Raw genomic sequence first — 397 nt, forward strand, 5'->3', positions numbered from 1 at the left:
GCCCCGTGAGCTGGCCGTGGTGGGTTTCGACGACATCGCCGACGCGTCGTACCTGCGGCCGGCGTTGTCGAGTGTGCGGCAGCCGCTGGACCGGGTGGGCGCCGCCGTCTACGGCCTGCTGGACGAACTGGTCGCCGATCCGGGGATGCCGGCCGAGGTGCGCCAGGTCGCCACCGAGTTCACGCCGCGGGAGTCATGCGGCTGCCCGCATGCCGGGCCGGCCGTCTCCGAACCGCACACCCGGGCGCTGTTCGATCAGGTCCGGTACCTGCAGTCGACGCTGAACATCCAGTACGAGCTCGGCATCGCGCTGCTCGGCCGGCACACCTATGACCCGCGGGCTCTGGACTGGCTGGGTTCCACGCCGGCCCTGGCCGGTTGCCTCGGACTGTGGACG

1 protein-coding gene is annotated in these 397 nt (G+C 71.8%); it reads left to right on the forward strand.

The features are described from left to right. A partial coding sequence (locus tag WH85_RS46305) for a substrate-binding domain-containing protein (protein WP_045748606.1) occupies positions 1-397 on the forward strand: 397 nt, incomplete at both ends.

Origin of the sequence: Actinoplanes rectilineatus, from assembly GCF_000962825.1 — a bacterium.
In the GTDB taxonomy this organism is placed as follows: Bacteria; Actinomycetota; Actinomycetes; order Mycobacteriales; family Micromonosporaceae; genus Actinoplanes; species Actinoplanes rectilineatus.